This window comes from Streptomyces sp. P9-A2 (assembly GCF_036634175.1).
In the GTDB taxonomy this organism is placed as follows: domain Bacteria; phylum Actinomycetota; class Actinomycetes; order Streptomycetales; family Streptomycetaceae; genus Streptomyces; species Streptomyces pratens.
In genome coordinates this window covers 1,501,108-1,526,981 of record NZ_JAZIFX010000001.1, presented here as the reverse complement: position 1 = coordinate 1,526,981, position 25,874 = coordinate 1,501,108, and the positions used below count along the sequence as shown (strand labels likewise).

Sequence of the window (25,874 nt, the reverse complement as noted above, 5' to 3'; positions counted from 1 at the left end):
CCGGAAGCGGTGCCGGCGCCGATCCCGGGAGCGGTCGCGGCCCCGTCCCCGGGTACGGCCGATCGGGGGACGGACACCCAGTAACCTTGTGCAGGGCGGTTTCGCGCCCCGCTCCCCGCCAGCCAGGTCCAGGAAGGTCCCCACTGTGGAAAGCTCCACGCCAGTGATTGTCGCCATCGACGGCCCGTCCGGCACGGGCAAGTCGAGCACGTCGAAGGCCGTGGCGGCACAGCTCGGCCTGAGCTACCTGGACACCGGCGCCCAGTACCGGGCGATCACCTGGTGGATGGTCACCAACGGCATCGACACCGCCGACCCCTCCGCGATCGCCGCCGCGGCCGGCAAGCCCGAGATCCTCTCCGGCACCGACCCGGAGAAGCCCGACATCACGGTCGACGGCATCGATGTGGCCGGCCCGATCCGCGAGCAGGACGTCACCTCCAAGGTCAGCGCGGTCAGCGCGGTCCCCGAGGTGCGCACCCGGATCACCGAGCTGCAGCGCTCCATCGCCGCCTCCGCCGTCACCGGCATCGTCGTCGAGGGCCGCGACATAGGGACCACCGTGCTGCCCGACGCCGACCTGAAGATCTTCCTCACCGCCTCTCCGGAGGCGCGGGCCGCCCGCCGCAGCGGCGAGCTCAAGGGCGCCGACCTGAACGCCACGCGCGAGGCCCTGGTCAAGCGGGACGCGGCCGACTCCAGCCGCAAGACCTCCCCACTGGCCAAGGCGGACGACGCGGTCGAGGTGGACACCACCGACCTGACCCTGCAGCAGGTCATCGAGTGTGTCGTCACCCTCGTCGAGGAGAAACGAGTCGGCCGGTGACCGGGCTTCCGTCGGCGCGGGGCGCCGAGATCGGGCGGCGCATCGGCGTCGGACTGATGTACGGCTTCTGGAAGCCGCGCGTGCTGGGTGCCTGGCGGGTGCCCGCCTCCGGCCCGGTGCTTCTCGCCGTGAACCACTCCCACAACATCGACGGTCCGATGGTCATGGGCGTGGCCCCCCGGCCCACGCACTTCCTGATCAAGCGGGAGGCGTTCATCGGGCCGCTCGACCCGTTCCTGACCGGGATCGGCCAGGTGAAGGTGGACCGGAACACCACCGACCGCACAGCCATCTCCCGGGCGCTGGGCATCCTGCAACAGGGCGGCGTCCTCGGTATCTTCCCCGAGGGCACCCGCGGCGAGGGCGACTTCGCCTCGCTGCGCGCGGGGCTCGCCTACTTCGCCCTGCGCGGCGGCGCGCCGATCGTGCCCGTCGCCGTCCTGGGAAGTTCCGGGCAGAGCGGACGGTTGATAAAGGCGCTGCCCCCGCTGCGCTCCCGCGTCGACGTCGTCTTCGGCGACCCGTTCGAGGCGGGTGACGGCAGCGGACGGCGTACCCGCAAGGCGCTGGACGAGGCGACCGAGCGCATCCAGAAGCAGCTCACCGCGCACCTGGAAAACGCCAGGCGCCTCACCGGGCGCTAGCGGACACTGAGTAGTGGAACACCCGGAATCGGGTGTTCCACCGACCACCACGATGAACAACGAGGTACGTACTTCATGAACGACCACATCCAGCCCGACGGCTCGGCCGAGCACGAGCACGAGCACGGGGCGCTCGGCGACGCCGAGTTCGCGGAGTTCATGGAGCTCGCCGCGGAGGAGGGCTTCGACCTCGAGGACGTCGAGGGCGCCATCGAGGCGGCCGGGCACGGCCCGCTGCCCGTGCTCGCCGTCGTCGGCCGCCCCAATGTCGGCAAGTCGACCCTGGTGAACCGCATCATCGGCCGCCGCGAGGCGGTCGTCGAGGACAAGCCGGGCGTCACCCGGGACCGCGTCACCTACGAGGCCGAGTGGGCGGGCCGCCGCTTCAAGGTCGTCGACACCGGCGGCTGGGAGCAGGACGTCCTCGGCATCGACGCCTCCGTGGCGGCGCAGGCCGAGTACGCGATCGAGGCGGCCGACGCCGTGGTGTTCGTGGTGGACGCCAAGGTGGGCGCGACCGACACCGACGAGGCCGTCGTCCGGCTGCTGCGCAAGGCAGGCAAGCCGGTCGTCCTGTGCGCCAACAAGGTGGACGGCCAGAGCGGTGAGGCCGACGCCTCCTACCTGTGGTCCCTGGGCCTGGGCGAGCCGCACCCGGTCTCCGCCCTGCACGGCCGCGGCACCGGCGACATGCTGGACCAGGTCCTGGAGGCGCTGCCGGAGGCCCCCGCGCAGACCTTCGGCACGGCGGTCGGCGGTCCGCGCCGGATCGCCCTGATCGGCCGTCCGAACGTCGGCAAGTCCTCGCTGCTGAACAAGGTCGCCGGCGAGGAGCGCGTCGTCGTCAACGAGATCGCCGGCACCACCCGCGACCCGGTCGACGAACTGATCGAGCTGGGCGGAAAGACCTGGAAGTTCGTCGACACCGCGGGCATCCGCAAGCGCGTCCACCTCCAGCAGGGCGCCGACTACTACGCCTCGCTGCGCACCGCGGCCGCCGTCGAGAAGGCCGAGGTCGCCGTCGTCCTCCTCGACGCCGCCGACTCCATCTCGGTGCAGGACCAGCGCATCGTCACCATGGCCGTGGAGGCGGGGCGCGCGATCGTCCTCGCGTTCAACAAGTGGGACACCCTCGACGAGGAGCGCCGCTACTACCTGGAGCGGGAGATCGAGACCGAGCTCGGCCAGGTCGTCTGGGCGCCGCGGGTGAACGTGTCGGCCCGCACCGGACGCCACATGGAGAAGCTGGTCCCGGCGATCGAGACGGCCCTGGCGGGCTGGGAGACCCGCGTTCCGACCGGCAGGCTGAACGCCTTCCTCGGCGAGCTGGTCGCCGCCCACCCGCACCCCGTGCGGGGCGGCAAGCAGCCGCGCATCCTGTTCGGCACGCAGGCGGGCACCAAGCCGCCGCGGTTCGTGCTCTTCGCCTCCGGGTTCATCGAGGCGGGCTACCGGCGGTTCATCGAACGCCGGCTGCGCGAGGAGTTCAGCTTCGAGGGCACGCCCATCCACATCTCGGTACGGGTGCGTGAGAAGCGCGGCAAGAAGAAGTGACGTAACGACGGCACGCAGGGTGGAGGGGGCGGTCCCGGCCGGGACCGCCCCCTCCACCCTGCGTCGTCGCCGGGCCCGGCGTGCCCGGTCAGGTCTCCCGGCGCGGGGCCGGGGGCAGGGCCGCCGGCGCGTGGGGCCTCTCGATGGCGTGCCGGCCGACCGCCGGGACGCGCTGCCACTGCGGCTGCTGCCCCGCGCTCTGCCGGGCGCTGCTCGCCCCCGCGCTGTAGGCACCGTATGATCCGCCGCCGACGGAACCGCCGAACGCCCCCGATCCGTGGCCGACGGGCGAGCCCGTACCGTGCGGGGCGCCTCCGAAGGCGGCGAAGCCCAGCTTCTCCTCGCCGCTGCGGTCACCCGGCAGTGAGCGGAAGGACTTCACGTACTCGGCGTAGAGCGCGTCGTAGATCGGCGTGGCCGAAGGGCCGCCCTCGGAGTCCTGAGCCGGCCGCACGGGGGCGGGGACCAACGGGAAGGGCCGGCGGCGGGGAGCGTCGTATGCGTGCACGTATCTCCCAACGACCCCGACCGGTAAGGGATGTGGCCGGGGTACGGGTTTTCGCCGGTCACCGGCCTGTCGGCCGGCAGCCGGGTGTCAGCCGGGTTCATCGGCCGTCGGCTGTCCGTCGGCCGTCGGCTGTCCGTCGACCGACGGTCAGAGACCGGCGAGCGGCAGTGCCGCCGTGACCAGCCTTCCGTTCGCCGCGGCCCTGTCCAGCGCGTCGCGCAGCAGGTCCTCGCGCGGCTGACGGCCGATCGAACCGACCGGAGCCGCGAACAGCAGCACCTGCTGGTGCTTGTTGGCTGCCGCCCGCCAGCCCTCGGTGACCTGGAGCGGCTGGTGCGCCTGCCACCAGGCCACCGGCTGACCGCCGTTCGGGTTCGGCTGGAGCACCGCGTGCAGCTGCCCCACGGCCAGCAGAACCGACCAGCCGTGCAGCACGGACGGTGCGGTGGACAGCTCGGTCACTGGCATGAAGCCCTGCTCGATGAGCAGCGGCAGGAAGTCGTCGCCGGACCCGAGGGAACCGGGCCGCGCCACCGGCGCGGTCGGCTCGACCACCAGGGCCGGGTGCAGCTCCCCGGCGATCAGGACCAGTCCGCTGGTCACGCCGAGTACGGCCTGCTCGGGCACGACGTACGGCGCCGCGGCCTGATGGGGAGCAGCCGGCACCGGGGCCGTCTGTGCGGCCTGCGCGGGCGCCGCCGGGGCTGTGGCGTCGCCGTTGATGGACCGCGCGGCGCCCAGGAGCTGCTCCTCGGTGACTTGGACGACCTGCGAGGGCAGGCAGGTGGAGTGGGCGAAGGCGAGGACGGCGGTCTCGTCCCCGATGAACAGGACAGTGCTGGTCCGCTCCTGCTCCGGATCGCCCGGTGTGCGGCAGGAGGTGCAGTCGTAACCGCCCGGGGCGGAATCTCCGGCGAGCAGGCGGTCGGCTTCTTCGTCGCCGATCTCGGCGCGTACCTCGTTGCTGACGTCGAGCATGCGCGGCACGGGTGGGCTCCCTCGGGATGCGGTGCGTGGCGAGGCCGGGTGGGTCCCGGCCCGTGGTCCGGGGCGTGCCCCCGGCTCATACAGATGACAACGGGCGATCTGCGGCGGGAGTCACGCCCGGAAGGGAACGGGATCGAACCATCCTGCGCACACGGTCACTTCCCGCGCGGAACCGGACACTCATCGTCAACTGCTCCTCGCGTCAAAGCAGTTGAACGGGTGAAGTAGCTCACAGGCCAGAGGGTCTGCTGGTTGATAAATCATGAAATCAGTGAATGAAGCGGGTGTCCTGAAATTGACGCTACCGAAGGTAACGCTGAACTGGTCTGCGAAGACGGTGAGTTGCTTGATGCCGGCCCGGTCGGCTGCCTGGATTCCTCCGCCGTGTGCAGCGAGCACCGCCCGGGAACGTCCGCCGACCGCACCAGCCGGATCCGCCGCACCACCGGATCCCTCGCACGACCCGACGGCGGGCGGGCGGCGCGGACCGCAGCTCGTCCGGCGGTGACCACACCGTCCGTGAGGGCGACACGCCGAGCGCCGTCGCGGCCCGGCACGGCACCACCTGGCAACAGCTGTACGCCGCCGACGAGGCCGTCATCGGCGGCGATCCCGACGTGATCCTGCCCGGTCGGCGTCTCGTGCTCTGGTCCATCCCGGACGCACCGGGTGGTGAGGTGAGGAGGGGCCCCGTCCGGACAGTGACTGTCCGCGAAGGCTGACAGACTCGGCCCATGGTGGAGACCTCGGCACGATTGCTGCGTCTGTTGTCCCTGCTCCAGGCTCACCGCGAGTGGTCCGGGGCCGATCTGGCCGGGCGGCTCGGGGTCAGCTCCCGGACCCTGCGCCGCGACGTGGACCGGCTGCGCGTGCTCGGCTACCCCGTCAACGCCAGCCCCGGAACCGGCGGCGGCTACCAGCTGGGCGCGGGCGCCGAGCTGCCGCCGCTGCTGCTGGACGACGACGAGGCCGTCGCCGTCGTGGTCGGGCTGCGTACGGCGGCCGGGCAGGGCATCGAAGACATCGGGGAGACCTCGGTGCGGGCCCTGGCCAAGCTGGAACAGGTGCTGCCGGACCGGCTGCGCCGCCGGGTGGGCGCCCTGAACGCCGTCACCGTGCCGATGCTGCGCGGACCGGACGCCGACGCCGTCGACCCGGCCGTGCTCACCGAACTCGCCCAGCTCTGCCGTGACACCGAGCGTCTGCGTTTCGAGTACCGCGGCCACGACGGCGCGACGAGTCGCCGCACCGTGGAACCGCACCGTCTGGTGTGCTCGGAGCGCCGCTGGTACCTGGTGGCCTGGGACCTGGGCCGCGAGGACTGGCGTACCTTCCGGGTGGGCCGCGTCACTCCCAAGCCCCCGCACGGCCCGCGCTTCGTCCCGCGCGAGCCCCCGGCCGAGGATCTGGCCGCCTATGTGTCCCGGGGCGTCTCCACGCGGGTGTACGCCTCGCAGGCCGCGATACGGCTGCTGGTGCCCGTCGAGGAGGCCGCGGAACGGATCTCGCCCTCCGTCGGCACACTCCGGGCGGAAGCACCGGACACCTGTGTCCTGACCACCGGGGCGGCGAGCTTCAACGCCCTGGTGGTCCACGTGATGCTGCTGGGCTTCGAGTTCCAGGTGCTGGAGCCGGCCGGGCTGACCGACGCGATCACCACGGCCCGCGACCGGCTCTCCCGCGCTCTGGCCCGGGCGGAGGGATCCGGCGCGGCGAGCTGACGCCGGACCGCGTGGCGACCGTGCAGCGCGGAACCGCGCGGGACCGCCCGTACCGGCCGGTGGGGCGGGGGTGGACGCTGTGAAGGAACCGTGAGTTTCCGTACGGTCCCGCCCTTCGGGGTGCGCACCTGTCGTCACGGCGACGGAATGGAATGACCCGAACGGGCCGGATGTTTCTTCAGAAACGCTCCGCCGGGTTTATCCGTGCCCCGGCGCGATGTCCGGGAATTACGTTCGACTGTGTTCGGAGAGGCTTCGAATCACCCATTCGTGTGATGGGCGTAGGCGTAAACGTCTGTCGTGATCCTGTGACAGAAATGTGACCGCCGGGGGATCCCGGGCAGGTGTTCCCGGTCCGGCCTTCCCTGTCCGCGGGGCAGGGCATAGCGTGACCGTATGGCACCCATTCCGACACCTTCCGCGGAGCCCGACGACAGCCCGGACGCCTATGTGGGCCTGCCCGTGGACCGGGCCGAGCGCCTCGCGCGCGAGCGCGGCTGGACGACGGTCCGGTCGCTGCCGCCGGGAACGGTCATCACCATGGAGTACCGCGTGGGGCGGCTGAACTTCGAGGTGAGGGACGGCACGGTGGCGCGGTCCTGGAAGGGCTGAGACGCGGCGACGGCCCCGGTTCCACGAGGGAACCGGGGCCGGGGAGCGCGTACCGGGCTGTCGCCGAGGGACCGGGCGGGGCCGTCAGGAGCGGGCTGCCGGGGTGTTGCCGCGCGGATGACGTTCGCCGTGCGGCGGGCGGCGGCTGCCGGCCGGAGTGAGCGGTGTGCGCTCCGCGCGCGTCGAGTGCGGCCCCGACGCCAGATAGGCGGGCGGGCGGCCGGCCGGGCGGGACGCGGAGACCGGTTCGGGAGCCGCGCCGGCCTCACGGCCGGTGAGCGGCTTGAGCATGACCGGCGTCGCGACGGGGGCCGCGGGCGCCGTCCGGCCCCGCGGGGCGTACCGGCGGTCCCGCCAGTGGTCCCGCCGGCCGAGGATCCGGTCCTCGGCGCGGGCGATCAGCGGCTCGAACCAGGGCAGGGCCAGCAGGATCAGCAGGCCCGCCACCCAGCCGAGCAGGACGTCGCTCAGCCAGTGGGTGCCGAGGTAGACGGTGGACAGCCCGACACCGAGCGAGGTCACGGCGGACACGGCGGACAGCCAGCGCCGAGTTCTCGGAGTGGAGGCCAGATAGGCCAGGATTCCCCAGGTCACCACGGCGTTCGCGGTGTGACCGCTGGGAAATATGCTGCCGCCTAGCCACATCTCGCTGGAGCCGATCTCGGTCGCGTAATGCGGTCCGAGGCGTCCCATGCCGTACTTCGCGGCACCGACGGTGATGTTGAGCAGCAGCAGGGAGACCGCGAGCGCGAGCAGCGGACGCAGGGTGTGCTGCCGCCAGGAGCGCCAGCCCAGCCAGGACGCCACCATCACCGCGGTCGGGCCGCGCTGGCCGAGCACCACGTAGTAGTCGACGAAGGCGTGCAGCTCCGCCCACTGCTCGTACGGGCGGAAGAACATCACCTGCCAGTCCAGCCGGACCAGCCAGGACGCGGTGACGACGGCCCACACGATCGCCAGGTAGAAGGCCAGGGTGGAGCCGAAGAGCACCGTCCGGTGCCGGCTCATTCGAGGCACGTCGAGGTGGGCCGGTCGTTCCGGCTCACGATCCAGCCTCGCGAACACCCGGTCCAGACGGGTGGTCTTCCGTTCGGTACGCACCCAATCGACGTTACAGGGAGTGAGCGGCCGACCCTGGCGAATCAGCGGCTTTGTAATGACGATGTGATGTGGGATTGCTCTCAAGGTGGTCTTTGTTTTCCGTGAATCGGCAATCTCCGGTCCTCGCCGTCTTCAATTCTTTTGATCATTCGAGAGGGTTGTTTTATCGCGCTTTTGGAATGCGTTCACCGAAGGTCGGCGCAGATTTTCCCCGGTGCTCACCGTCCGTCGGCACGGGGAGGGGTGGGCAGGGCCGCGGGACCTTTCAGGGCGGTCCGGAGCCGTTCAGCCAGAAGGCGCCGTACACCGCCGAGACCACCGCGACGGACCCCACCACCAGCGTCGACCTGGGCGTACGCAGCCGTGACAGGGGCAGGGCGAGGGGCAGCAGCAAGGGGAAGGCAGGCATCAGCAGGCGCGGTTTCGAACCGAAGTAGCTCGACGCGCAGAGGGCGAGGACGGCGACCGCACCGGCGTACACCAGGAGCGGGAGCGGCTGGCGCTGCCGTGCGCAGAGCACGTACAGCCACACCAGCAGGCCGACCCCGACGATCAGCCCGAGTCCCGCCGTGGCGGACGGGAACGACGTGAACTTCTCCGCCGTGAACCGGGCGAAGGCAAAACCGCCGTCGAACCCGTTCCGCCAGCCCGCCTGTACGTCGAGATACCCGAACGGGCCCTTCCCGGTCCGGTGCCCGACCCACAGAACGTAACCGGCGGTGCCGAGCGGAGCGGTGAACAGGCCGGCCGCCCGGCGGACGCCCACGCCGGGGGCGCCCGCCGGGAAGGGCGCGCCCCCGGCGGAAGGCGTGCGCGGGGTGTTCCCGCCGGGGGCGGCGCGTCCCCCCGGGCGCGCGCCGTCCACCGCCGCCGCGCCACGGCTCCCCCCGAACGAGCGGTGCTCCTCCCCGGCGCCACGACGGTCGTGCAGGAAGGAGACGACGCCCGCCGCCCAGACCGCCGCGACCACCGCCAGCCCGACCGGGCGGGTCAGACCGGCCAGCGACGCCAGGATCCCGGCCGTCACCCAGCGCCCGGTCAGCACCGCGTACAGCGACCAGGCGGCGAGCGCCGTGAACAGGGACTCGCTGTACGCCATCGACTGGACGACCCCGACCGGCAGCACCGCCCAGAGCAGCACCGCGCAGACCCCGGCCCGCGGCCCGTACACATGGTCCGCCACCGCGAAGATCCCCCACGCCGCGGCGAGCGAGGCCAGCACGGCGACCACGAAGCCCCCGTCCGCGTACGACAGCGGCGACACCGCCGCCACCAGCCGCTCCAGCCAGGGGAGCAGGGGGAAGAAGGCCAGGTTCGAGTGCACGTCCCCGTTCGCCAGGCGCACCTCGTAGCCGTACCCCAGCTCCGCGACCCTCGTGTACCAGAGAGCGTCCCAGCGGGCCGTGAGCAGGGTGTACGCGCTTTTGCCGCGCGCCTCGCTCCACAGGGCCAGGACGAGGAGGCCCAGGGCACGCACGGCCGCGTACCCGAGGAGCGCCGGCGCGGCCCTGCGCAGCGGGCCGGGGCGGGCCGGGGCGGCACGCGTTTCGAGATCGGTCACGGGCCCGATTATCGACCGGGTGCGTGGCCGGTCCGTCCCGCGGGTGCGTGAACCCGGAGCGGGCCGTGGGAGTGGTGTACGCCACACCTGTCGGCCGCAGATGTGAGAGGCCCACCACTCAATAACGGCACGTCCTCGCGTACGCTGCCTGTCACTCGCCGTTCGTTGCGCGGGCCGGAGTCCGTACCGCTCCTCTCCGGCCGAGTCACGGGGGAGTCCCCCACCCCGTGAGCCCGCCGAGGGCGAGGGAGTATCTGGGAGGTCTGTACATGTCCGGGACGACCACGGCTGCCGCGCTGCGCCGTCGGGCGGCCGGGGCCGGTGCCAACCGCTGGGTGGTACTCGTCGTTCTCTGCGTCAGCCTGCTGCTCGTGGCCGTCGACGCCACCGTGCTGCATGTGGCGGTCCCCGCCGTCACGCAGGATCTCAGGCCCGGCGCGATGGAACTGCTCTGGATCGTCGACGCCTACCCGCTGGTCTGCGCCTCGCTGCTGATTCTCTTCGGCACGCTGGGAGACCGGGTCGGCCGCAGACGGGTACTCCTGCTCGGCTACGCCCTGTTCGGCGTCGCCTCGGGGCTGGCGGCCCTCGCGGACAGCGCGCCCGTGCTGATCGCGGCGCGGGCGCTGCTCGGAGTCGGCGGCGCGATGATCATGCCCGCGACGCTGTCGATCCTGCGGCAGGTCTTCCCCGACCGGCGCGAGCGGGCGTTCGCCATCGGTATCTGGAGCGCGGTGGCCGCGGTGGGCGCGGCCGCCGGACCGCTGCTCGGCGGCTTCCTGCTCGAGTATTTCTGGTGGGGCTCGGTCTTCCTCATCAACATTCCGCTGATGCTGGTCAGTCTCCCGGTGGGACGGATCCTGCTGCCCGAGTCGAAGGGCGACGGCATCGGTCCCTGGGACGTGACGGGCGCGCTGATGGCCGCCGCCGGACTGTTCGCGGTGGTCCTCGGTGTGAAGCGGCTCGGTGGTGGATCCGCCGGGGGCCCGTGGACCGTACTGTCGCTGGCCGTGGGCGCCGCCCTGCTGGTCCTCTTCGTCAGCCGGCAGCGGCGACGCGCGCACCCGCTGGTCGACCTGCGCATGTTCGCCCGGCCGGTGTTCAGCACGTCGGTGGGCTGCATCGTGCTGGCGATGCTCGCCCTGGTCGGACTGGAACTGATCGCCGCGCAGTACCTCCAGCTCGTCCTCGGACTCTCCCCGCTGGAGACCGGACTGAGGCTGGTGCCGCTGACGTTCGCCGCGATGGCGGCGGGGCTGGCGGGCGCGCGGCTGCTGCGCCGGTTCGGACCGCGCCGCATGGTCTTCTCCGGCTTCTGCCTGACGGCCGCGGCGGTCCTGCTGCTGACCCCGATGGGCGAGCAGGACAACCGGGCCCTGCTGCTGGGCGGGTTCGTCCTGCTCGGCTTCGGTCTGGAGACCACCCTCTTCGGGGCGTACGAGTCGATGCTGAGCGAGGCGCCCCCGCAGCAGGCGGGCGGGGCCGCGGCCATAGGCGAGACCTCGTACCAGCTGGGTGCGGGAATCGGGATAGCGCTCCTCGGCAGTGTGATGAACGCGGCCTACGCGCCCGGCCTCGGAGAGGTTCCCGGGGTGTCCGCCTCGGAGTCCTCCGCGGCGCGGCACTCGCTGGGCGAGGCCTACGAGGTCGCCGCCCAGCTGGGCGGGCCCGCCGAAGCCGCCCTGAGGGACGCGGCCCGCCAGGCCTTCGTGCACGGGTTGCATGTGACCCTGCTGGCCAGCGCGGTCCTGCTGCTGCTCGGGGCCGTGATGGCGCTGCGGTTGCCGCGGACGATGCAGTGCGAGCCGGCGGCCGCCGGGGAAACACCCGCCGAGGCGCCCACGGACGGGCCCGCCCGGGCCCGGGCCGAAGTGGCCGATGTCCCCCCGCCGAGGGAGGCCGCGGAGTCCCGCGTCTCGGTGTGAGGCGTGCCGCGGGGCAGCCGGGTGGACGTGCGCGACGCCGCGTCGTAACGTCGGCCCGAACGTGACCAGGGCGTGTTTCGAAAGGAGCGCCGGCTGCCCGGAGGGTGAGCCCCGCGGTGTCATGGGGGTCCCCCTGCTCGAGCGGAGCCGAGAGCTTGGGGGAGCGTGCGATCGCACGGCGGAGGGTCGCCCGCGTACCGGGCGTACGTGGGCGCTCCCGGCAACGCGGCTGGGGGTCCCCCCTGCTCGAAGAGCTTGGGGGAGTGCGTGCCGGACGCCGCGGGCAGGCGGGACTTTCGACACACGCCCTGGCAGCGCTGGTTGAGTAGTGCGAGCCGAATCCGTACCGGTCGTATCCGTAGTGGTCGTGTCCGCACCGGCCGAGTCCTGCCGACGGGACCGGTACCGGCCGCGTCCGCCCGGATCCGCACCGGCCCGATCGCCCCGGAGGGTGTCCATGTCCGCGTCCGCGAAGTCGCCGCCCTTCGACCCGGCCGACCTGCTCGGTCTCGACGACCTGCTGGAGCCGGAGGACCTGGCCGTCCGGGACACCGTGCGTGCCTGGGCGGGGGACAGGGTGCTGCCGTACGTCGCCGACTGGTACGAGAAGGGCGAGCTGCCCGGCGTCCGCGAGCTGGCCCGGGAACTCGGTGGGATCGGCGTGCTCGGCATGCCGCTCAGCGGCTACGGCTGCGCGGGGACCTCTGCCGTGCAGTACGGGCTCGCCTGCCTGGAACTGGAGGCCGCCGACTCCGGCATCCGGTCCCTGGTCTCCGTACAGGGCTCGCTCGCCATGTACGCGATCCACCGGTTCGGCAGCGAGGAACAGAAGCAGCGGTGGCTGCCGGGGATGGCCGCCGGCGAGGTCATCGGCTGCTTCGGGCTCACCGAACCCGACCACGGCTCCGACCCCGCCGCCATGCGGACCCACGCCGAGCGCGACGGCGGGGACTGGGTGCTGAACGGCCGCAAGATGTGGATCACCAACGGGTCCGTCGCCGGCGTCGCCGTGGTGTGGGCGCAGACCGACGACGGGATCCGCGGATTCGTGGTGCCCACCGACAGCACCGGGTTCGCGGCGCCCGAGATCAAGCACAAGTGGTCGCTGCGCGCCTCCGTCACCAGCGAGCTGGTCCTCGACGACGTACGGCTGCCCGACGACGCCGTACTGCCCGAGGTGACCGGACTGCGCGGACCGCTCAGCTGCCTGACGCACGCCCGGTACGGGATCGTCTGGGGCGCGATGGGCGCGGCGCGCGCCTGCTTCGAGGCCGCCGTCGACTACGCGATGTCGCGGGAGCAGTTCGGGCGGCCCATCGGCGGGTTCCAGCTGACGCAGGCCAAACTCGCCGATATGGCGGTCGAACTGCACAAGGGGCTTCTGCTCGCCCATCATCTCGGGCGGCGCATGGACGCCGGCCGCCTGCGGCCCGAGCAGGTCAGCTTCGGCAAGTTGAACAACGTCCGCGAGGCCATCGACATCTGCCGTACGGCCCGCACGATCCTCGGTGCCAACGGGATCTCGCTCGAGTACCCCGTCATGCGGCACGCGACGAACCTCGAATCGGTGCTCACCTACGAGGGCACCGTGGAGATGCACCAGCTCGTGCTGGGCAAGGCACTGACCGGGATCGACGCGTTCCGGTAGACCGGTGTGGGTGTGGGTGTGGGCGTGGGCCGGTAAGCAGGTGAGGGAGTGGGAGTGGGAGTGGGAGTGGGGACGGAGGGAAGCGGCAGGGCCGGTGAGCGGCCCTGCCTCAGCTCTGGTTGAAGAAGCCGTCCGACCGGTGCGCCGCCGGTTCCCCGCTGACGACCTCGGTGTCGGCCGGGCTCAGCAGGAACACACGGCTGGACACACGCTCGATGGAACCGCGCAGCCCGAAGATCAGCCCGGCGGCGAAGTCGACGACGCGCTTGGCGTCCCCGGCCTCCATGGCGGTGAGGTTCATGATGACGGGGACCCCGTCCCGGAACAGTTCGCCGATGGCGCGGGCGTCCCGGAAGCTGTCCGGGGTCACCGTGCCGATGCGGCGGCCCTTCTCCACGGCGACGTCCGCGGCCACCCTGACCCGCGGATCGGTGACCCAGGCGTCCCCGGGCGCGGCCCCGTCGGAGTAGTCGTCGTCGTAGTAACGCTCGTCTTCGTTGTCGTCGACGAGGCCGAGCCAGGCACTTGCCTTGCGTACCGATCCCATGGACGCCTCCTCTCACAGCGGTCCTTCTTGCTTTCCGCATCCCTATGGTCGTCCATGATGCGGATGGCGCGCCAAGTGATGGGACGCCGTGCGGGGGGTTTGTGACGGTACTGGTGCAGGGCGCATCCGTCGAGAGCCCAAGCCCCCCAAGGCTCCTCATGTAAGCGGATGCTGACTGTGAGTGAAATATGATTCTTCTCGGCGTATGGGTGAGTGGCGGCGCGTACGGGTGAACGCGGCAGTGAGTACGATGCCGCCGCTCCACTTCGGATCGCCCACGGGGGGACGTCATGTTCGGAATGGTCAGGCCCTGCCGGCACCGGCTCGGTGAACGGCTCACGGCTCAGTGGACGGCGCATCTGTGCGGGCTGTGTCTGGCGCTTCGCGGGGATCACGGGCAGCTCGCACGCGTCGTCACCAACTACGACGGGCTGCTCGTCTCCGTCCTGACGGAGGCTCAGGCCGAAGGCGCCGCCGTCGGACGGCGCACGGCGGGGCCGTGTCCGCTGCGCGGCATGCGGACCGCCTCCGTCGCGCACGGTGAGGGCGCGCGGCTCGCGGCGGCCGTATCGCTGGTCCTGGCCTCCGCCAAGGTGCGCGACCATGTCGCCGACCGGGACGGGCTGCTGGCCCGCCGTCCGGTGGCGCTCGCCGCCCGCCGCGTCGCGGTGAGCTGGGACCGGGCCGGGGCGCGGACCGGTGCGGAGGTGGGGTTCGACACGGCCGTGCTGGTCGACGCCGTCGACCGGCAGACCGGCATCGAGACCCTCGCCGGCCCCGGCACCCCGATCCTCACCGTCACCGAACCGACCGAGACCGCCACCGCGGCGGCCTTCGCGCACACGGCGGTACTCGCCGGACGAATGAACAACGCCGGGCCGCTCGCCGAGGCGGGTCGGCTCTTCGGCCGGCTCGCCCATCTCCTGGACGCCGTGGAGGACCGGGAGGCCGACGCCGCGTCGGGCGCGTGGAACCCCCTCACCGCCACCGGCACTCCGCTCACCGAGGCCCGCCGGCTCGCCGACGACGCCGTGCGTGGCATCCGTCTCGCGCTGCGCGAGGTGGCCTGGGGGTCCGGGGGTTCCCCGGGAGAGCACAGCACCGATGGCGGTCTCGCTCATCGGTTGCTCGTTCATGAACTGCCCAACTCCGTAGATCGTGCCTTCGGCACCGTTTCTTGTGCCCACGGTTCCCACCCCTACGCACCGCCGGGCGCACCGGGCGGTCCCGGCGGTCCGGTGCCGCCCGGGCCGCCGCGCCGGCGTGGGCTGATCGCCGGGTGCGCGGTATGGGCGGGGCTGTTCTGCACGTGCCAGTTGTGCTGCGGCACCCACGAGGACCCCTGGACCGGGGAGCGTAAGCAGGCCTGCTCCAACTGCGACTGCAGCGGATGCTGCGATTGCTGCGAGTGCTGCAGCTGTTGTGGTGAGGGCGGCAGCTGTTGTGGTGAGGGCTGCGACTGCGGGTGCGACTGCTGAGCCCGGGGCGCGGGGAGATATCCGTGGGGCGGGCCCGAGCCGCGGGACGGCCCTGAGGCGCACGCCGCTCGGTCGGGTGGATGCCCGGCGGGGTGTCCGGCGGTTGTCGAGTCCTTTGGCGGTGAGTTCGGAAGAACGTTCGCAAGAACATTCGGAGGGTTTACTTCCGGACATCTCCGGGGTGACGGCGGACGGTTGCGGCACGGGGGAACCGGCTGGTGGCACAGGGGTCTCGAGGGTCGGGCCGTGCGGGTGGTTCACAGGGGGACGACCGAAAGGCACTCTTGCGTCGACCGGTCCGGCAGCCGAATACTCACCCCCAGCGCTTGTCAGGGGCACGGCATGTTCGGAATCCGGGCGACCGATCCCCTGACTGCGCCTCACGGGCCCGAACCCCACCGGGGCCCCCTACGTCCTTCATGGAGGAACGAGAAGTGAGGATCAAGCGCACCACCCCCAGCAGCGGCATATCGAGACGCACCCGGCTGATCGCCGTCTCCACCGGCCTCGTGGCCGCCGCCGCGATCGCGATCCCCAGCGCGAACGCATCCGAAGCTCCCACCACCTTCAGCTCCGCCGAACTCAAGGGCGTCAGCGGTTCGGTGCTGGAAGCGGACGTCCCGGGCACCGCCTGGGCCGTCGACAGCAAGACCAACCGGGTCGTCGTCACCGTCGACAGCACGGTGTCCGAGGCCGAGATCGCGAAGATCAAGCAGGAGGCCGGCGCCGACGCCGACGCGCTGCAGATCAAGCGCACACCCGGCACGTTCACCAAGCTCATCCAGGGCGGCGACGCCATCTACGCGAGTAGCTGGCGCTGCTCCCTCGGCTTCAACGTCCGCAGCAGCAGCGGCGTCGAGTACTTCCTGACGGCCGGGCACTGCACCGACGGCGCGGGCACCTGGTACTCCAACTCCGGCCGTACCACGGCCATCGGCACGACCGCCGGCTCCAGCTTCCCGGGCAACGACTACGGCATCGTGCGCTACACCGGGTCCGTCAGCCGCCCCGGCACCGCGAACGGCGTGGACATCACCAGCGCGGCCACCCCGAGCGTGGGCACCACCGTCATCCGTGACGGCTCCACCACGGGTACGCACAGCGGCCGGGTCACCGCGCTCAACGCGACCGTGAACTACGGCGGCGGCGACGTCGTCTCCGGTCTCATCCAGACCACTGTCTGCGCCGAGCCCGGCGACTCCGGCGGCTCGCTCTACGGCAGCAACGGCACCGCGTACGGTCTCACCTCCGGCGGCAGCGGCAACTGCTCCTCCGGCGGCACGACCTTCTTCCAGCCGGTGACGGAGGCCCTGAGCGCCTACGGAGTCAGCGTCTACTAGGCCGAGCGCCCGTCAGCCCGCCGGGGCCGGCCGGTACCACCGGTCCCGCGGCACAGGGCCTCACCGCGGCCGACGCACGACGACGAGCCCCCGCACGCAACCAGCGTGCGGGGGCTCGCCCTTGCGCGGATACGGAGCTGCCCGCGAGGGCCGTACCAGGGCGCACTGTGAGGTATCAGACCGTATGGGGGTGTTGCCGGGCAGGTCTGGTCGCGGGAGGCCCAGGAGCGGGCGCGGGAATCGGCGCAGGAGCAACCTCCGCCCGCCGCGCCCCGCTCGAATCCGGACCGGGCAAGGGTGATTTCAAGCCAAGGGGAGATCTCCCGAATCGGGGCTCCGGTTACTCGCTCGTAGTATTTGCAGTGTGAACTGCCCCGCGTGTCCATGACCTGTCAGGACATAGAGGGCGCACGCTCGTTGTCGTACGCGCGTCCTGAAGTCGGCCTTGTGTGCTCCCCGTGGATCTCGGAATAGTGGACGGCGTTCAACGGCCCGGGGCTGGACTTTTTCTGTGCGCCACCCCTGCGGCCGTATGCCTTCCGGTTCGCGAGGTCCCCACAACCTCCCGGGCCGTCCCCCCACACAGGAGGGCGCGAGTTGAAGCACCGACGCATACCCAGGCGGTGTGTGGCCGTGACGGGTGCGGGCATCGCCGCACTGGTCGCCGCCGGAGTCACCTTCCAGACTGCGAACGCCAGTGAGTCACCGGAGGCCTCCGCGCCCCGGACCCTCTCCATCACGGCGGCCGGAAACCTCGCCTCGACGCTCGTCGAGGATCTCGGCGCCGACGCGGCGGGAACGTACTACGACGCGAAGAGCAAGAGCCTCGTGGTGAACGTGCTCGACGAGGCCGCCGCCGGAACCGTCGAGGAGGCCGGCGCCAAGGCGATAGTCGTCGCGAACTCCCTCGCCGAACTGAAGAGCGCACGCACCGCCCTCAAGCAGGACGCGACGATCCCGGGTACCTCCTGGGTGACCGACCCGACCACCAACAAGGTCGTCGTCACCGCGGACCGCACGGTCTCCGACGCCGAGTGGGCCAAGCTGACGAAGGTCGTCGACGGGCTCGGGAGCAAGGCCGAACTCCAGCGCACCAAGAGCGAGTTCATCCCGTACGCCGCGGGCGGCGACGCCATCACCGGGGCCGGCGGGCGCTGCTCGCTCGGTTTCAACGTGACCAAGGGCGGCGAGCCGTACTTCCTCACCGCGGGGCACTGCACCGAGTCCATCACCACCTGGTCGGACTCCTCGGGCACCGTGATCGGTGAGAACGAGGCGTCCAGCTTCCCGGGTGACGACTACGGCCTGGTCAAGTACACCGCCGACGTGGACCACCCGAGCGAGGTGAACCTCTACGACGGCTCCACGCAGGCGATCTCCGGTGCCGCCGAGGCCACCGTCGGCATGGAGGTCACCCGCAGCGGCTCCACGACCCAGGTGCACTCCGGCGCGGTCACGGGCCTGGACGCCACCGTGAACTACGGCAACGGCGACATCGTCAACGGTCTGATCCAGACCGACGTCTGCGCCGAACCCGGTGACAGCGGCGGCTCGCTCTTCTCGGGCGGCAGCGCGGTCGGTCTCACCTCCGGCGGCAGCGGCGACTGCACCTCCGGCGGCACGACCTTCTTCCAGCCGGTGACGGAGGCCCTCTCGGCGACCGGCACCCAGATCGGCTGACCCGCCCCTCGCAGCACAGCAGGACAGCAGGACCCGCAGGGCCCATTGGGCGTCCCGTCCCTCCGTGCGAGGGGCGGGACGTCCGCATGTACGGCCCGCCGGGCCGCGAGGCCGGCCGTGCGGCGTGACGCCCCGCGGGTCAGTTGGCCCACGGCGGTGTGATCCGGGTGCCGTCGGCCAGTTCGGCCTCCAAGCCGACGGAGGTGGTGACCCAGGACGTCGCGGTCCGGTCGGTGGGGTTCTCGACGGCGAGGGTGGTCCCCGGGTTGATGATCACGGTGTCGCCCGCGGTGACGTGCTCGGTGCGGCCGTCGAGGGTGATCAGCAGCTCACCGGTGAGCAGGTGGAGGATCTCCTCCCGGTTGACGGTGTGCGCGGGGGCCTTCGTCCCCGCCGGGATCTCGCCCCGCCAGGCGCACAGCTCCTTGCTGCCGGTGCGGGGGCTGGCGCACGAGACGAAACGGGCGCCGTGGATCCGGTGGGTCACGGCTTCGGACGAGCGGACGACGGGCATGACGGTCTCCTGCCGAGGGGTGAGAGGTGTTGGTCAAGTAACTTGACTACTCTGTCGGCTCTTATGGTCAAGGCGCTTGACCGATACGTCAAGGGTGTTTCAATGCCCCCGTGCAGAACTCCGAGGCCATGGCCCTGTCCGCCGCCCTGCTCGCCGCCGCCGGTGAGCTCACGCAGCGCATCCACGAGGGTGTCGTCGCCCGCGGCTTCGAAGGGCTGCGCCCTGCGCACGGTTTCGCCTTCGCCCGGCTGGCCCCGGACGGCGCGACGGTCACCGATCTCGCCGCGCATCTCGGGATGACCAAGCAGGCCGCCAGTCAGCTCGTCGACGAGCTGGTCCGCAAGGGGTACGCCGAGCGCCGGCCGCACCCCGCCGACGCGCGGGCCCGGCTGGTCGTGCTGACCGGGTCGGGGTGGGCCTGTACGCGGGCCGCGGAGGCGGCGGCGGCGGCGGCCGTGCGTGCATGGGCCGACGTGCTCGGCGAGAGCGAGCTCCGCGCGCTGCGCGACCGTCTGCTGCGCGTCGCGCCCAACGGGCCGGTACGTCCCGCCTGGTGACCCTTTATCACTCCTGGTGCCACCGTCTTCGGCTGTCGCCGAAAGTTTTTACTGACCCGTAACTTAATAATTGTACTACTCGCCCGTAACTTGACGAGTGAACAGCATCCTCGTGATCCGGATCACAGGGCGTTCTTTCGCCGCAACTCCCTTGAGCCGTAAGGAGATCACTCGATGCTGCCCTGGAGACGAGTGCTCGGACCGCTGACCGCGCTGCTGTTGACCGCCGCGGTCGCCCTGCTCCCCGCCACCACCGCCCACGCCGCGGGGGCGCGCAGTTCGGGCTGGAACGACTACTCCTGCAAGCCGTCCGCCACCCATCCCCGCCCCGTCGTCCTGGTCCACGGCACCTTCGGGAACTCCGTCGACAACTGGCTGGGCCTCGCGCCCTACCTGACCCACCGCGGCTACTGCGTCTTCTCCCTCGACTACGGCCAGCTCGACGGTGTCCCCTTCTTCCACGGCCTCGGCCCCATCGACAAGTCCGCGCAGCAGCTCGACGCCTTCGTCGACAAGGTGCTCGCCGCGACCGGCGCGGCGAAGGCCGACCTCGTCGGGCACTCGCAGGGCGGGATGATGCCCCGCCACTACCTCAAGTTCCTCGGCGGCGCCGCCGAGGTGAACGCCCTCGTCGGAATCGCGCCCAGCAACCACGGCACCACCCTCGCCGGCCTCACCAACCTGCTGCCGTACTTCCCGGGCGTCGGGCACCTGCTGAACGAGGCGACCCCCGCCCTCGCCCAGCAGGTCGCCGGCTCGGACTTCCTCACCAGGCTCAACGCGGGCGGCGACACCGTGCCCGGCGTCCGCTACACCGTCATCGCCACCCGGTACGACGAAGTGGTCACCCCCTACCGCAGCCAGTACCTGAGCGGGCCCAACGTGCGCAACGTCCTGCTCCAGGACCTGTGCCCGGTCGACCTGTCCGAGCACCTGGCGATCGCGCTGATCGACCGGATCGCCTTCCACGAGGTCGCCAACGCCCTCGACCCGTCCCGTGCCCGCCCCACCACCTGCGCCTCGGTGTTCAGCTGACACGTGTAGCCGAAGCGGGCCGCTGACACGTGTACGTGCCCGTGCGCATGCCGGGGCCTGTCCGGCCTGAGCCGCCGGACAGGCCCCGGTTCACGGTCGACACGGGGTCAGCGGTCGACGCGGGGTCAGCGGCCGTGCCGCCCGTTCGCCGCACGCCGCCGGGTGGAGGCGAACAGCGCCGCCGAACCGAGCGCCAGGGCGGCGGCCCCGCCGACCATCAGGTACGGGGTGTTCCCGTCGCCGCCGGTCTCCGCGAGGTTCCCCGAAGTGCCGGCCGCCTTGGGCTGGTTGGCGGCGACGTCGGGGGTGCCGTCGGCGCTGTCGCCGGCGCCGTCGTCGCCCGGCGTGTCACCGGAGGTGTCGTCGCCGGCCGGGGTCGGCTGCGCGGTGGTGTGCGGGTCTTCGTCCCCGTGGCCGTGGTTCTCGATGGTCGACTTGTCGGTACCCTCGTCGATCTGCTTCTCGGAGGGCGCGGAGGCGACCGGTGCCGGGGCGGCCTCGTCCTTGGGCGTGTCACCGGCGCCGGACTCGCTTCCGCCGTCGTCGGCGCCCTCACTCGCGCCTCCTCCTTCTCCTCCGAAGGCGACGTCGGAGCAGGAGTAGAACGCCTCCGGGCTGTCCGAGCGCTGCCACACCGCGTACAGCAGCTGCTTGCCCGAGCGCTCGGGCAGGGTGCCGGTGAACGTGTAGAAGCCGGCGGCGGCGGCCGGGTCGGTGGCCGTCGCCACCGGGTTCGCCAGATCCAGATCGCCCCAGCCCAGCGGCTGGGCCGGGTCGTAGCCGGGCTTGGTGATGTACACCTTGAAGGAGCCCTTGTGCGGAGCCGTCACCCGGTACTTGAAGGTGTACGAGCCGCTGCTCACCGATGTCGCGGGCCAGTCGGCGCGGGCCAGGTCGAGCCCCTTGAACGCCTCGTTGTTCGCGCTGCACAGCTTGCCGTCGGGGATCAGCTCCTCGTGGCGTCCACCCGCGTCGCCGATGCGTACGCCGTTCCAGTCGTAGAGTGCCTGGGTGCCGCTGGCCGCGACCGCCGCCCGGCACGCCGCCGACTTCGGACTCTCCGGCCCCTCGGCGAAGCACTGCGCGACCCTGCTGACCGGGTCACCCATCGAGCCGTGCGCGGCCGCCGGCGAGGCGGACAGCCCGGTCAGGGCGAGCGGGACGATACCGACGGCGGCGACAGCGGCCTTGCGGCGTGCGGGCATGGGGCAGCAACTCCTCGAACGATCACTGGGCTTGGGGGGAATCCCGTGGGGGGATGGCTCAGAAACTAGCCCCGGGAAACCGGGAAATCGCCTGCCGAAGGCCGCTCGCGGAGATCCTTATGGCCCCGTTAAGGGAGTGCTCAGGCTGGGATCAGGTAGGAGCCCGTGAGCGGCCGGCCGAGGAGTCGCGTGGTGGGCGGGAGGGGGGCGGACGGACCTGGTCAGGGAGTGGGCCACCAGGTCCGGGCGATGTTCTCGCGGATTTCCGGACGCGGGGCGGGGCGGTCCTCGGGTTCGTCGCGGCCCCGGGGCACGGTCGTTCTCTTCAGGCGCTTCTGCACGGTGACACGGCGCATGGCTGCCTCCTTCGGGGTCCACGGGTGCCGCGGTCTCGCGGGGGTTGGGAGCTGTTGGGGTTTGGCTGAGCACGAGTGTGTTCTGGTGTGGATGAGTGAGCGCAGACGGGCACGGTCACGGCCGGGAGTGGGTGCTGTCCTGCCGGGAGGGGGGAATGAGGGTTCGTTCGCCGAATGTGTGACCTTTGCGTGTGGTGCTCGTTGGGCGGGGTGAGCAATTTTTCCGGGCTGGACTGGGCTGGGCCGAGGGGCGGGGGTGCAGGGGTGGACGGAGGACTGCGGAAGCTCGCGGCGCCGTCTGTGGTGCCCGGCCCGTCGGGGGTGGCCATCCGCACCCGGCCGGGGCAGCTCACCGCCGCCGATGAGGAGGTGCTGCGGCGGGTGGGCGCGCATCTGGGCACGCTGGCCTGTCGTGACCTGAAGGCGCGCTGCCACGACGGCCTCGAGCACGACGCGAAGACGTGGGTTACGCGTAAGCGGGAGCTGACGCCGTTGTCGTCGGCCCGGTGGGCGGGCGCGATCACGAAGGCGACGCATGAGCAGTGGGCGCTGGCCCGGCGCTGCGCGCTCACCCACCTCCAGTCCCTTCAGGCGGGCGTCCACACCCTGCGGCACCGGCTGTCACTACCCGTGGGCGCAAAGGGGTCGAAGAAGGCGCCGGGTGGTTACCGCAGTCGGCGCGAGTGGCATGCCAAGGCCCGCCGGCTGCGCGTGCTGGAGGACCGGCTGGCGCGGGAACGCGCCGCCTGGGAGGCCGGAACCGTACACGTGGTGCGGGGCGGCAAGCGCCTGGCCCGGATGCGGCACCAGCTGCCCGCCGCACGGCTCACCCAGGCGCAGTGGCGTGCACGCTGGGAGGCGGCACGCTGGTTCCTGCGGGCGGACGGGGAGAGCGGCAAGCAATACGGGAACGAAACGATCCGCATCAGCCCGGACGGTCAGGTCAGCATCAGACTCCCCGCCCCACTCAAGCAGTTGGCGAACGCTCCGCACGGCCGGTACGTCCTCACCGGCCGGATCTGGTTCGCGCACCGGGGGCCGGAGTGGGCCGACCGGGTGGCGGCCAACCGGGCCGTCGCCTACCGCATCCACCACGACCCGGCCCGCGCGCGCTGGTATGTGACCGCCTCCTGGCAGAAACCCGTGTCGCAGACAGTCCCCCTGGCGGCGGCGCTGGCCGACGGGGTGATCGGGGTCGACACCAACGCCGACCACCTGGCCGCCTGGCGCCTGGATATCCACGGCAACCCGACCGGCACCCCGCGCCGCTTCTCCTACGACCTGACCGGCACCGCCGACCACCGCGACGCCCAGCTCCGCCACGCCCTGACCCGCCTGCTGCACTGGGCCCGCACCTGCGGGGTGCGGGCGATCGCGGTGGAGGACCTGGACTTCACCGCGGAGAAGACCCGCGAGAAACACGGCCGCAAGAGGCGGTTTCGGCGGCTGGTCTCCGGCCTGCCCACCGGCCGACTCCGCGCCCGGCTCGTCTCCATGGCCGACCAGACGGGGATTGCGGTCGTCGCCGTGGACCCCGCCTACACCTCCCGGTGGGGCGCCCAGCACTGGCAGAAGCCCCTGACCAGCAAGAACCGTAAGACCACCCGGCACGATGCAGCGAGCATCGCGATCGGGCGACGCGCCCAGGGGTATCCCATCCGGCGTCGGACGACACCGCCCCGTGCACACCGGAGTGATGCGCACGGGCATCGGATCGTCCAGGCCGGACCGGATGTCCCCGGGCGTGAGGAACCCCGCCGCCGCCTTCCCGGAGCACGGACACGATCCGTGTCGCCGGACGCGGAGCGAACGCGGGCGACCAGGACACCCAACACCGTTCGGGGTGTCCGCAGTGAGCGGGAATGGGTCCAGGACTCACTCCTGCTCACTGACTAGGAACGGTGGACCTTTCAGGGGAGAGTTCCGCATCGGTCCCGGACTGTCTGTGGCCGCGGTCACTCATCGAGTGTCAGTGGCGGGTGTCATTCTTGGCCGCATGACCGAGGACAGTGACATGACCGGCGCGGCGGGTGTCGACTGGGACGCGCGGGCGGCCGGCTTCGACGAGGAACCCGATCACGGCCTGCGCGACCCACGGGTGCGCGAGGCCTGGGCGGGGCGGCTGCGTTCCTGGCTTCCCGAGCGGGCGAGCGATGTCCTCGACCTCGGCTGTGGCACCGGCAGCCTGTCGCTGCTCTCCGCGGAGCAGGGGCACCGGGTCACCGGGGTCGACCGGTCACCGGCCATGGTGCGGCTCGCCCGGGAGAAACTCGCCGGACGCGACGCGGTGTTCCTCGTCGGGGACGCCGCGGCACCGCCGACGGGGGAGCGGTGCCACGACGTCGTGCTGGTCAGGCATGTGCTGTGGACGCTGCCCGCTCCCGGCCGGGCGCTGCGGCACTGGCGGGGGCTGCTGCGACCCGGCGGGCGGCTCGTCCTGGTCGAGGGGGTCTGGGGGACGGTGAGCCCGGTCGGGATACCCGCGGACCGGCTCACCGACCTCCTGTCGCCGTTCGGCGGGCGGGTGAGCGTGGAGCGGTTGTCGGACGACGCGGCGCTGTGGGGCCGGGAGGTGGACGACGAGCGTTACACCGTGGTCGCGGTGCCGGACTGATCCGGGCCCTCACGTGAGCAGCGTGCTGAGCCCGTCCCCGCGGGCCAGAGCGTCCAGCTCGTCGAGGGCGGCCACCGCGGCGGCCGCGGCCCCGGGGTCCGTCGCGGCCAGGCCGCTCGCCGCGAACTCGTCCTCGTCCAGCCGCCGTACGTCCGTGCCGTCCGCCGAGACCCACAGGTCCAGGTCGAGATCCTCGACCACCAGCCGTCCGGCCGAGAGCTCGGCCGGACGGGTGACGTCGCAGTAGTGGCCCTTGAGGGCGCCCGTGACGGTGCGCACCTCCTTCACCGCGTACCACCGGTCGCGCCAGTAGTACTCCGTGAAGACGTCACCGGGTTCGAAGCGCACGAAGCCGAAGTCCCGTACGCCGTCACCCGCCCAGGGGGCGCGCACGGTGATGCGGACGCCGTCGTCGGCGAGCAGTTCGGCCGGGTAACTGATCTTCGTGCGCCCCGCCTTGACGAGGACGACGTCCAGGAATGCCGGACGTTCAGCCGAGTTCACGGACATACCGCACCTCCGTGGCACAGACCTCGTAGCCGAACCAGTCGTTGATCGCGATCATCGGCCCGTTGCCGGTGTCGTTGCCCGTGAACGCCTGCGTGTATCCGGCGGCGCGGGCGCGGTGCAGGGAGGTGTTCTTGGCGAGTTTGGCCAGGCCACGGCCGCGGTGGGCACGGGCGGTACCGGTCATGGCGGTGCTGTAGCGGTGGGCGCCGTCGGTGTAGGCCGCGGTGAAGGCTGCGGGGCTGCCGTCGACCACCGCGACCGTGGTCAGGGCGGGGTCGAGCAGCGGGTGCCGCCAGGTCTCCTCGAGCCATGCCTCGTAGTCGGCGAACTCGGTGCTGATGTCGCTCGGTTCGTCCGACGACGTCTCCGAGTCCAGTACGAACAGCGGGCGCGGGTCGTCGGCGAAGTCGGCGCCGGTGCGCAGTTCGACGCCGGGCGGCGGATCCTGGAGCGGCGGCAGGGTGCCGTTCGCCAGGTCCAGTCGCAGGAAGTACGCCGAACGGCCGGCACGGTAGCCGCGCCGCTCGGCGAACGCGCGGTCGTCCGGCGTGTCCATGACCCAGGTGTAGACCTTGTGGGCGCCGAGGGCGGTCAGACGCTCCTCGACGGCGCGCAGCAGCAGCGACCCGGCGCCGCGCCGGGTCCTGTCCGCACGTACGTAGACGCTGGCGGAGCCCTGGCCGGGCTCCGGGCTGTTGTGGGCGAGGCTGAGCTGGACGGCGCCGATGATCTCCCCGTCCTCCTCGGCGACGAGCTGCCCGAAGTGGGCGTCTGGGTGGGAGTGCCGCAGGTGGTGCAGCACGGACTCGGGGGTGGACAGCATGAAGGGGACGGTGAGTCTGCGGACGTGGGAGAACTCCTCGGCGTCGGCTCGGGCGTCGGGGCGCAGGTCGCGCACAGTGATGGCCATGAGGGCGCACGCTACGTGGGGACGCGCCGCGGCTGCCTCTC

General features: G+C 71.7%; 25 protein-coding genes. 15 read left to right on the top strand and 10 right to left on the bottom strand.

Annotated elements, in window-relative coordinates; translation table 11 throughout:
- The first annotated feature begins 145 nt into the window (after nt 1-145).
- The 3 genes from cmk (at nt 146) to der (ending at nt 3,024) form a co-directional block, all read left to right on the top strand.
- Nucleotides 146-826 carry a (d)CMP kinase gene (gene cmk / locus V4Y04_RS06880; RefSeq protein WP_332426402.1) on the top strand — a complete coding sequence of 227 codons (681 nt, stop codon included), beginning with the start codon at nt 146-148 and terminating at the stop codon, nt 824-826.
- A complete protein-coding gene (locus V4Y04_RS06875) occupies nt 823-1,470 on the top strand; it encodes a lysophospholipid acyltransferase family protein (RefSeq protein WP_332426401.1) in 648 nt (215 codons plus the stop codon). Before cmk ends, V4Y04_RS06875 begins: the two co-directional genes overlap by 4 nt.
- Nucleotides 1,471-1,545: 75 nt before the next feature.
- Nucleotides 1,546-3,024, top strand: coding sequence for a ribosome biogenesis GTPase Der (gene der / locus V4Y04_RS06870; protein WP_332426400.1), 1,479 nt, complete (start codon nt 1,546-1,548; stop codon nt 3,022-3,024).
- Between the two features lie 88 nt (nt 3,025-3,112).
- On the opposite strand, the gene V4Y04_RS06865 is transcribed toward der, so the two are convergent.
- Both V4Y04_RS06865 and V4Y04_RS06860 read right to left on the bottom strand, forming a co-directional pair.
- Nucleotides 3,113-3,532 (bottom strand): hypothetical protein, encoded by a 420-nt coding sequence (locus V4Y04_RS06865; protein WP_332426399.1) that lies wholly within the window; start codon nt 3,530-3,532, stop codon nt 3,113-3,115.
- Between the two features lie 147 nt (nt 3,533-3,679).
- Nucleotides 3,680-4,519: a hypothetical protein gene (locus tag V4Y04_RS06860; protein WP_332426398.1), complete on the bottom strand. Its 840-nt coding sequence runs from the start codon at nt 4,517-4,519 to the stop codon at nt 3,680-3,682.
- Nucleotides 4,520-4,905: 386 nt separating this feature from the next.
- Here V4Y04_RS06860 and V4Y04_RS37685 point away from each other — a divergent pair, with 386 nt between their 5' ends.
- From V4Y04_RS37685 to V4Y04_RS06845, 3 genes are all read left to right on the top strand, one after another.
- Nucleotides 4,906-5,241: a LysM peptidoglycan-binding domain-containing protein gene (locus tag V4Y04_RS37685; protein ID WP_443079964.1), complete on the top strand. Its 336-nt coding sequence runs from the start codon at nt 4,906-4,908 to the stop codon at nt 5,239-5,241.
- Between the two features lie 12 nt (nt 5,242-5,253).
- Nucleotides 5,254-6,240 carry a helix-turn-helix transcriptional regulator gene (locus V4Y04_RS06850; RefSeq protein WP_443079963.1) on the top strand — a complete coding sequence of 329 codons (987 nt, stop codon included), beginning with the start codon at nt 5,254-5,256 and terminating at the stop codon, nt 6,238-6,240.
- Between the two features lie 396 nt (nt 6,241-6,636).
- Nucleotides 6,637-6,852, top strand: coding sequence for an I78 family peptidase inhibitor (locus tag V4Y04_RS06845; protein WP_332426397.1), 216 nt, complete (start codon nt 6,637-6,639; stop codon nt 6,850-6,852).
- An 84-nt stretch (nt 6,853-6,936) separates the two neighbouring features.
- Here V4Y04_RS06845 and V4Y04_RS06840 read toward each other — a convergent pair whose 3' ends face one another.
- Nucleotides 6,937-7,953 (bottom strand): phosphatase PAP2 family protein, encoded by a 1,017-nt coding sequence (locus tag V4Y04_RS06840; protein ID WP_332426396.1) that lies wholly within the window; start codon nt 7,951-7,953, stop codon nt 6,937-6,939.
- A 265-nt stretch (nt 7,954-8,218) separates the two neighbouring features.
- On the bottom strand, nt 8,219-9,514 hold the full coding sequence (locus tag V4Y04_RS06835; protein ID WP_332426395.1) for a glycosyltransferase family 39 protein: 1,296 nt from the start codon (nt 9,512-9,514) through the stop codon (nt 8,219-8,221).
- A gap of 269 nt (nt 9,515-9,783) precedes the next feature.
- Here V4Y04_RS06835 and V4Y04_RS06830 point away from each other — a divergent pair, with 269 nt between their 5' ends.
- Nucleotides 9,784-11,439: an MFS transporter gene (locus tag V4Y04_RS06830; protein ID WP_332426394.1), complete on the top strand. Its 1,656-nt coding sequence runs from the start codon at nt 9,784-9,786 to the stop codon at nt 11,437-11,439.
- Nucleotides 11,440-11,896: 457 nt separating this feature from the next.
- Nucleotides 11,897-13,087: an acyl-CoA dehydrogenase family protein gene (locus V4Y04_RS06825; RefSeq protein WP_332426393.1), complete on the top strand. Its 1,191-nt coding sequence runs from the start codon at nt 11,897-11,899 to the stop codon at nt 13,085-13,087.
- Between the two features lie 109 nt (nt 13,088-13,196).
- On the opposite strand, the gene V4Y04_RS06820 is transcribed toward V4Y04_RS06825, so the two are convergent.
- Nucleotides 13,197-13,634 carry a cell division protein SepF gene (locus V4Y04_RS06820; protein ID WP_332426392.1) on the bottom strand — a complete coding sequence of 146 codons (438 nt, stop codon included), beginning with the start codon at nt 13,632-13,634 and terminating at the stop codon, nt 13,197-13,199.
- Nucleotides 13,635-13,924: 290 nt separating this feature from the next.
- Between V4Y04_RS06820 and V4Y04_RS06815 the strand changes: the two genes are divergently transcribed.
- The 3 genes from V4Y04_RS06815 (at nt 13,925) to V4Y04_RS06805 (ending at nt 18,132) form a co-directional block, all read left to right on the top strand.
- Nucleotides 13,925-15,112, top strand: a complete 1,188-nt coding sequence (locus V4Y04_RS06815; protein ID WP_332426391.1) for a DUF5685 family protein — start codon at nt 13,925-13,927, stop codon at nt 15,110-15,112.
- Between the two features lie 434 nt (nt 15,113-15,546).
- The gene (locus tag V4Y04_RS06810; RefSeq protein WP_332426390.1) at nt 15,547-16,452 is read left to right on the top strand and encodes a S1 family peptidase; all 906 of its coding nucleotides are present in this window, start codon (nt 15,547-15,549) and stop codon (nt 16,450-16,452) included.
- 597 nt (nt 16,453-17,049) lie between these two features.
- The gene (locus V4Y04_RS06805) at nt 17,050-18,132 is read left to right on the top strand and encodes a S1 family peptidase (protein ID WP_443079962.1); all 1,083 of its coding nucleotides are present in this window, start codon (nt 17,050-17,052) and stop codon (nt 18,130-18,132) included.
- A 139-nt stretch (nt 18,133-18,271) separates the two neighbouring features.
- Here V4Y04_RS06805 and V4Y04_RS06800 read toward each other — a convergent pair whose 3' ends face one another.
- Entirely contained in the window at nt 18,272-18,646 is a 375-nt protein-coding gene (locus V4Y04_RS06800) for a cupin domain-containing protein (RefSeq protein ID WP_332426389.1), read from the bottom strand.
- Between the two features lie 110 nt (nt 18,647-18,756).
- On the opposite strand from V4Y04_RS06800, the gene V4Y04_RS06795 reads away from it, so the two are divergent.
- Entirely contained in the window at nt 18,757-19,203 is a 447-nt protein-coding gene (locus tag V4Y04_RS06795) for a MarR family winged helix-turn-helix transcriptional regulator (protein ID WP_332426388.1), read from the top strand.
- Between the two features lie 174 nt (nt 19,204-19,377).
- Nucleotides 19,378-20,238 carry an esterase/lipase family protein gene (locus V4Y04_RS06790; protein ID WP_332426387.1) on the top strand — a complete coding sequence of 287 codons (861 nt, stop codon included), beginning with the start codon at nt 19,378-19,380 and terminating at the stop codon, nt 20,236-20,238.
- Between the two features lie 125 nt (nt 20,239-20,363).
- Here V4Y04_RS06790 and V4Y04_RS06785 read toward each other — a convergent pair whose 3' ends face one another.
- Nucleotides 20,364-21,443 (bottom strand): lytic polysaccharide monooxygenase auxiliary activity family 9 protein, encoded by a 1,080-nt coding sequence (locus V4Y04_RS06785; RefSeq protein ID WP_332426386.1) that lies wholly within the window; start codon nt 21,441-21,443, stop codon nt 20,364-20,366.
- A 221-nt stretch (nt 21,444-21,664) separates the two neighbouring features.
- Complete coding sequence (locus tag V4Y04_RS06780) at nt 21,665-21,799, bottom strand: hypothetical protein (RefSeq protein ID WP_332426385.1); 135 nt, start codon at nt 21,797-21,799, stop codon at nt 21,665-21,667.
- A gap of 264 nt (nt 21,800-22,063) precedes the next feature.
- Here V4Y04_RS06780 and V4Y04_RS06775 point away from each other — a divergent pair, with 264 nt between their 5' ends.
- Both V4Y04_RS06775 and V4Y04_RS06770 read left to right on the top strand, forming a co-directional pair.
- Complete coding sequence (locus V4Y04_RS06775; RefSeq protein WP_332426384.1) at nt 22,064-23,695, top strand: transposase; 1,632 nt, start codon at nt 22,064-22,066, stop codon at nt 23,693-23,695.
- A gap of 100 nt (nt 23,696-23,795) precedes the next feature.
- Nucleotides 23,796-24,413 carry a class I SAM-dependent methyltransferase gene (locus V4Y04_RS06770; protein ID WP_332426383.1) on the top strand — a complete coding sequence of 206 codons (618 nt, stop codon included), beginning with the start codon at nt 23,796-23,798 and terminating at the stop codon, nt 24,411-24,413.
- Nucleotides 24,414-24,422: 9 nt separating this feature from the next.
- On the opposite strand, the gene V4Y04_RS06765 is transcribed toward V4Y04_RS06770, so the two are convergent.
- Nucleotides 24,423-24,923: a DUF402 domain-containing protein gene (locus V4Y04_RS06765; RefSeq protein ID WP_332426382.1), complete on the bottom strand. Its 501-nt coding sequence runs from the start codon at nt 24,921-24,923 to the stop codon at nt 24,423-24,425.
- Complete coding sequence (locus tag V4Y04_RS06760; RefSeq protein ID WP_332426381.1) at nt 24,904-25,833, bottom strand: GNAT family N-acetyltransferase; 930 nt, start codon at nt 25,831-25,833, stop codon at nt 24,904-24,906. The genes V4Y04_RS06765 and V4Y04_RS06760 overlap by 20 nt, the downstream gene beginning before the upstream one ends.
- Nucleotides 25,834-25,874: the final 41 nt, after the last annotated feature.